Genomic DNA, 5,789 nt, shown 5'->3' on the forward strand with positions numbered 1-5,789 from the left:
CGAACATCCCGCGGCAACCAACGACGACGTATCCCAGCCACCACAACACCTCCACATCAGATGCTGCGACGACCACTAGAACCCAAGCCGTCCTTGCCGCTCACGAGGGCGATGACCACTCCCGGTAACCTTGCCCCCATGACCGGCCCGGACACACCCGCCTCCTTCAAACTCGCGTACGTCCCCGGCGTGACGCCCTCGAAGTGGGTCCGGATCTGGAACGAGCGGTCGCCCGACGTCCCGCTCGAACTCGTCCAGACGACCGCGGCCGAGGCCGCCGCGCTGGTCCGGGAGCGCGAGGTGGATGCCGTCCTGCTGAGGCTCCCGATCGATCGCGAGGGCCTGCACGCGATCCCGCTCTACACCGAGACGACCGTAGTGGTCGTCCCCAAGGACCACCTGGTCGCCGCCGCGGACGAGGTCTCCGTCGACGACATCGCCGACGAAATCGTGCTGCACCCGCTCGACGACACGCTGGACTGGGCCGCGCCGCCGGGGAAACCCGCGCTGGAGCGCCCCGTCACCACGGCGGACGCCATCGAACTGGTCGCGGCCGGTGTCGGGCTCCTCGTCGTCCCGCAGTCGCTCGCGCGGCTGCACCACCGGCGTGACCTGACCTACCGTCCGATCTCCGGTACGCCGGAGTCCGGCGTCGCGTTGTCCTGGCCCGACGACGAGACCACCGACCTGATGGAGCAGTTCATCGGGATCGTGCGCGGCCGCACGGTCAACAGCACGCGCGGGCGGCAGCAGGCCCCGGAAAAGCAGGCGCCGGAGAAGAAGACCCCGGCGAAGGGCAAACGCCCCCAGCCCGCCGGCCGGAAGCCACAGGCCGGGAATCGCCGCGCTCCGCAGGGCGGGAAACGCGGCAAGCCCCGTCGTCGCGGCTAGCGGCTCCGGGCGGTCACCGTGCGAGGCAGGTGAGCGCCTTCGTAGCGAGACGCCGAACCTCGCTCCAGCCGCTGTCACTGAACCAGGCTGCATCCGAACTCATGGAGCCTTGGCGCTCCGACACGGCGACGACTGCGGCCACGACGTCGCGAATCACGTCGCTCTCCTGGTTGTCACGGAGGATCGTCCCGATCGACGTGACCGGATCCACCAAATCCCACGGAGTGTCGTCCACCAGCCAATGGACAGCATTCGTGAGGTCCGGCCATCGAGAGTCCCGGCCCGCGCCGTCCAGCACCGGAGGCTCCGCCGCGAGCACCTTGAGTGCGTTGAGTACATCCTCACGCCGTCCGGGCCACGCGACATCCATGGGCTCATGATGGCAGGTCGCTCTTGGGTTCCCCGCCCCATTTTCAGGAGGCGACCGACGGAGCGCTGGACCTGTGCTTTTATCCGCGGGTCCAGCACCCTCCGTCGTCGCGGTCAGCTTTCGCTGCGGGCGGCCTTGAGGCGCGCCTCCTCCTTGCGGACCTCGGCCAGAGTCTCGCGCTCCCGCTTCAGCCAGTCGGGGTTCTCGTTCTTGACCGCGTCGATCTGCTCCGTGGTGAGGGCGCCGGTGATCCCGCCGCGCGCCAGGCCGCTGATGGAGACGCCCAGCTTCGCCGCGATGACCGGACGCGGGTGCGGCCCGTTGCGGCGCAGTTCCCGCAGCCACTCGGGCGGCTCGGCCTGCAGCGCGTTCAGTTCGTCGCGGGAGACGACACCCTCCTGGAACTCCGCCGGGGTTGCCTCGAGGTATACACCCAGCTTCTTCGCCGCTGTCGCGGGCTTCATCGTTTGAGGGGTTTTCTGCGACGTCATCCCCTCAGGGTAACGCCCTGTGATCAGGCGCCCTTCTCGGGCAGCGTGACGATGCCGAGCGCGGCGAGCACTCCGGTCACGGCGACCGCGGCGAGGACGAGCCACGCGATCGGATGCCCGAGATTGAGCGTCCAGTAGGTCCCGACCCGGCGGTGCACGAGGAGCGCGGGGTCGTTCCGGTTCAGATAGACCATTCCGGCGGCGTGCCAGTAGCGGTCGTCGTCGCGTTGTTCGTACCGGGTCTCCGGTTCGTCGCCGGTGGGGGACAACCGGTGCCCGGCGTCGCCTGCCCGCACGGTGAAGACGATCCACGCGATGAAGGCGGCGAGGAGGGGCAGGTAGCCCACGATCGTCGTCGGCACCGTCGTCTCGACGACCTCCCACTGCTGGAGCGAAACGACGAGCATGGTCGCGTTGACACAGCCCGCGGAGATCAGCAGCAGACTGAGCACCCCGTGCAGGTACTCCCTGTACCGCGAAGCCGACGCCGACGGCTGCGCGGCGTCGATCTCGGGCCTGGCCCGGGAGATCGCGATGGTCAGGGGCGGGATCAGCACGAGCACCAGGATCTGCGTGAGGACCGTCGAGAAGTCCGTCGTGCCCTTGGCCAGGCCGATGACCGCCGTGACGACGGTCAGCAGCACCGCCGGCGCCAGGAGGATCCACTGTGGACGGACCGGATCCGAGCGCAGCGAGGTGTCGGCGGTGACCGCCTGCCGTGTCCCGGCGTACCAGCCCTCCTTGCGTTTCGCGGCGGCGATCGAACGGCTTGCCAGGCCGCCGAGCAGCGAATAGGTCGCGACGAGACCGACCAGGACGACTTCGGGAGCGAGCCCGTCGATGAAGACGAGGGCGCAGGCGACGACCGCGCCTGCCGCGATACCCCGGTTGTAGCGACGGCGCGCGAGGAGGATGACGGGCTCGTCGGCGCGCCGGGCCGGGACCCGGACGCCGAAGGGAAGGGTCGGCCGCGCCAGCGCGGGGGCCGAGGCGAAGGTGGCCGCGGTGAACGCGATCAGGGCCAGGTTCAGCCAGAGCGGTCCGGTCATCGCGGGGCGCTCACGGCGAAGGAGTCCAGCACGGACTCGCAGCGGCTGGTCACCTCGCGTGGCCCCAGGCCCAGAGCGACGGCTTCGGCGAGCAAGGTGCGCAGGCGTTCCTGCCATTCGTCCGCGTAGCCGTCTTCCGCCGGACCGGAGGACGCGTCACGCCGGACGACCGCGCCGGTCTTGCGGTTGATCCGGATGAAGCCCTGCGTCCGCAGCAGGTCATAGGCCTTGTTGACGGTGTGGAAGTTGATCCCGAGATCGGCGCCGAGCTGCCGGGTGGAGGGCAGGGCGCTGCCCTCGGCCAGCACGCCGTCGGCGACGGCTTCGACGATCCGGTCGCGGATCTGCTGGTAGATCGGCACCTCGCTGTCGAGGTCGAGAGTCAGCAACACCTCGCAAGGATATCTGCTATACACTTACTATAACAACTACATCAGATGGCTATGGAGGGAAGGCGGTCACGATGGCGACGATGGACATCACCGAGGGCGGAGTGCGGGTGCGGTTCTCGGCCTGGGAGCGGCTGGCCGTGTGGCGCGACGAAGTGGTCGTGCCGCGGGCGGCGATCAAGGTCGTCGAGCAGGTCGACGCGCCCTTGCGACGGACGCGCGGGGGCCGGGCCGGCGCGCTGATCAGCGGAGTGCTGAAGGTGGGCTACTGGGGGCTGGGTACAGGGAGCCGGCAGCTGGTGTCGGTTCGCAGGGGTGTGCCGGGGCTTCGGATCGAAATCGATCGCGGGGCCGCCGGGCTCTCGTTCGACGAGGTGCTCATCAGCGTGCCGAACGCGGTGGAACTCGCCGACGCGCTCGCGCCGAGCAACGCCTAGAGATACTCGAAGAACCGGTCCCACCACGACGGTGTCCGGTCCGGGGGATAGAGGGCGTCGAATCCGCTGATCCCGGTGTACCTGGTCCACAACGGGTGTTCGGAGACGGGCAGGTAGCCGAGTGCTTCCAGCTCGTCTTCGACCTGTCTTCGGACCGGCGCCGGGAAGAACTCCCGTTCCTCGTCTTCGTCGTAGCTGCCCGGATTCCCCAATGTCACCGCGACGAGGCCGCCGAAATTGCTGACCGTGACGGTCACCAGATCCCCGGCGGAGGTCGCGCTCGCCGGAATCGCGATCCTGCCGAGGTAGCTGGCGTCCTGCACGTCGCGGTCGACTTCGCAGGTGCAGCCGAAGCGTCGGGAGAGTCGTTCGGCCAGTCGCTCGAAGCGGGCCCGTTCGGCCGGTCCGTCGAAGTCGTGCGGCACCTCCCAGTGGCCGGGTTGGTCCAGCTCGCGCAGCAGCGCCCAGGTCTGCTGTTCGTCGAGGGGCATCGTCGCCTCCCGGCCTCGGGTGGTCTAGTCCACTTACCGAACTGACCTTAGTCAGCCGCATCCCGCGCCGACAATGGTGGGACGAATTCTGGTCCGAAAATTTTCGGCGGGGTAGCGCCAGCGCTACCCGGGATTCGGCAGACAGCACTCCTGATCTTCGCGCCCGATCCGGCCAGAGTCGTAGGTGTCGATCCGTTCGAGCAAGGAGTGCGAATGACAGTGCGCAAGAGTGTCGTGGTCTTGACGGTGGCGGGCGTGCTGGGCGCCGCGTCGACCACGGCGGCGGACGCGGCCCCTGCCAAGGGGCCGGAGCTGCAGAAGGGGCTCGATTCGTTGGTGCGTCAAGAGAAGTTCCCGGCCGCGCTCGCCTACGTGGCGGACGGAAGGCGCGCGACGTCGCTGGTCGCGGGATCTTCGCGGATCGATCGCCAGGTGCCGGTTCCCCGGGACGGCACGGTCCGGGCGGGCAGCAACACGAAGACGTTCACGGCGGTCGCGGTCCTGCAACTGGTGGCCGAGGGCAAGGTGGAACTGGACGCGCCGATCGAGAAGTACCTACCCGGGATCGTGCGTGGTGAGGGCATCGACGCCACCAAGATCACCGTCCGGCATCTGCTTCAGCACACCAGCGGGCTGCCGAACTACACCGAATATCTCGGGCTGGAGAACTTCGAGCAGGTGCAGCACCGGTACGTCCCGAACCACGAACTGCTCGCCGCGGCTTTGAGCCACCCGGCGAAGTTCGCGCCCGGCACCGAATGGGAGTACAGCAACACCGGCTATCTGCTGGCGGGCATGCTGATCGAGAAGGTGACCGGACGCCCGATCCAGGAGCAGATCACCGAACGCGTGATCAAGAAGGCGGGCCTGAAGCACACGTACTGGCCGCAGGTCGGCGACCAGACCATCCAGGGGCGCCATCCGCAGGGTTACGCCATCGGCAACGCCGCCACGGGCAAGGTGATCGACGCGACCGAGCTGGACCCGTCCTGGGGCGGCGCCGCCGGGCAGCTGATCTCGACGCCCAGTGACCTCGGCAAATTCTTCAAGGTGTTGCTCGAAGGCAGGCTGCTGCCCGCCGCGCAGCTGGCCGAAATGCGGAAGACGGTCGACGCGCCCCTGTTCCCCGGCACGAAATACGGCCTCGGCCTGATGAGCAATCCGCTCAGCTGCGGCGGCGTGTACTGGGGGCACGGCGGGGATATCCACGGTTTCGAAACCCGTGGTGGAGCCACGGAAGACGGCCGGATCGTCGGGCTCGCGGTGACCGCGCTGCCGGGCACCTTCGGCGATGCGGAGAAGGGTTCCAAGGCGGTCATGGCCACTGTGGACGCCGCGTTCTGCAAGTGACGGGTGCAGGGGGTCGTGAGTGGCGATTCGGGTTAGGGCCAACCGTGTCTTGAGTGCCTACCGCGGGTGCACGGATGGTGTTTTCGCGTGCTGGCAGGGATGGCACGCGTGATCGCGGGCGACTCGTGGCGGAGCCCCCGCCGTGGGCGTGTCGTCCGTCCAGTCACGCGTGTCGTCCGCCGGATCACGCGTGTCGTCCGATCGGCCACGAGACCGACCCCTTCGGTACCGGCGCCTCTTCCTCCACCGCACGAGTCCTGCGGGTGAAGTGTCCCACCGGACGTTGCGAAAGCCACTTTCGCAACCTTCAACGTTGCGACC

General features: G+C 68.4%; 8 protein-coding genes. 3 read left to right on the forward strand and 5 right to left on the reverse strand.

Going from position 1 to position 5,789, the window contains the following annotated elements; genetic code table 11:
* Positions 1–138 precede the first annotated feature (138 nt).
* On the forward strand, positions 139–891 hold the full coding sequence (locus ACFVM3_RS41670; protein ID WP_378445415.1) for a LysR family substrate-binding domain-containing protein: 753 nt from the start codon (positions 139–141) through the stop codon (positions 889–891).
* A 13-nt stretch (positions 892–904) separates the two neighbouring features.
* On the opposite strand, the gene ACFVM3_RS41675 is transcribed toward ACFVM3_RS41670, so the two are convergent.
* The 4 genes from ACFVM3_RS41675 to ACFVM3_RS41690 all read right to left on the reverse strand — a co-directional run bounded on the left by ACFVM3_RS41675 (position 905) and on the right by ACFVM3_RS41690 (position 3,193).
* The gene (locus ACFVM3_RS41675) at positions 905–1,261 is read right to left on the reverse strand and encodes a hypothetical protein (protein WP_378445417.1); all 357 of its coding nucleotides are present in this window, start codon (positions 1,259–1,261) and stop codon (positions 905–907) included.
* Positions 1,262–1,374: 113 nt separating this feature from the next.
* Positions 1,375–1,725: a DUF5997 family protein gene (locus ACFVM3_RS41680; protein ID WP_125678749.1), complete on the reverse strand. Its 351-nt coding sequence runs from the start codon at positions 1,723–1,725 to the stop codon at positions 1,375–1,377.
* A gap of 50 nt (positions 1,726–1,775) precedes the next feature.
* Complete coding sequence (locus ACFVM3_RS41685) at positions 1,776–2,801, reverse strand: DUF1648 domain-containing protein (protein WP_378445418.1); 1,026 nt, start codon at positions 2,799–2,801, stop codon at positions 1,776–1,778.
* Positions 2,798–3,193 (reverse strand): GntR family transcriptional regulator, encoded by a 396-nt coding sequence (locus ACFVM3_RS41690; RefSeq protein ID WP_378445420.1) that lies wholly within the window; start codon positions 3,191–3,193, stop codon positions 2,798–2,800. Before ACFVM3_RS41690 ends, ACFVM3_RS41685 begins: the two co-directional genes overlap by 4 nt.
* A 71-nt stretch (positions 3,194–3,264) precedes the next feature.
* On the opposite strand from ACFVM3_RS41690, the gene ACFVM3_RS41695 reads away from it, so the two are divergent.
* On the forward strand, positions 3,265–3,627 hold the full coding sequence (locus ACFVM3_RS41695) for a hypothetical protein (RefSeq protein ID WP_378445422.1): 363 nt from the start codon (positions 3,265–3,267) through the stop codon (positions 3,625–3,627).
* Here ACFVM3_RS41695 and ACFVM3_RS41700 read toward each other — a convergent pair.
* Positions 3,624–4,118: a hypothetical protein gene (locus ACFVM3_RS41700; protein ID WP_378445424.1), complete on the reverse strand. Its 495-nt coding sequence runs from the start codon at positions 4,116–4,118 to the stop codon at positions 3,624–3,626. The genes ACFVM3_RS41695 and ACFVM3_RS41700 overlap by 4 nt on opposite strands.
* 213 nt (positions 4,119–4,331) lie before the next feature.
* Here ACFVM3_RS41700 and ACFVM3_RS41705 point away from each other — a divergent pair, with 213 nt between their 5' ends.
* On the forward strand, positions 4,332–5,468 hold the full coding sequence (locus ACFVM3_RS41705; protein ID WP_378445426.1) for a serine hydrolase domain-containing protein: 1,137 nt from the start codon (positions 4,332–4,334) through the stop codon (positions 5,466–5,468).
* Positions 5,469–5,789 lie beyond the last annotated feature (321 nt).

This window comes from Amycolatopsis sp. NPDC057786, assembly GCF_042797905.1.
Classification (GTDB): Bacteria; Actinomycetota; Actinomycetes; order Mycobacteriales; family Pseudonocardiaceae; genus Amycolatopsis.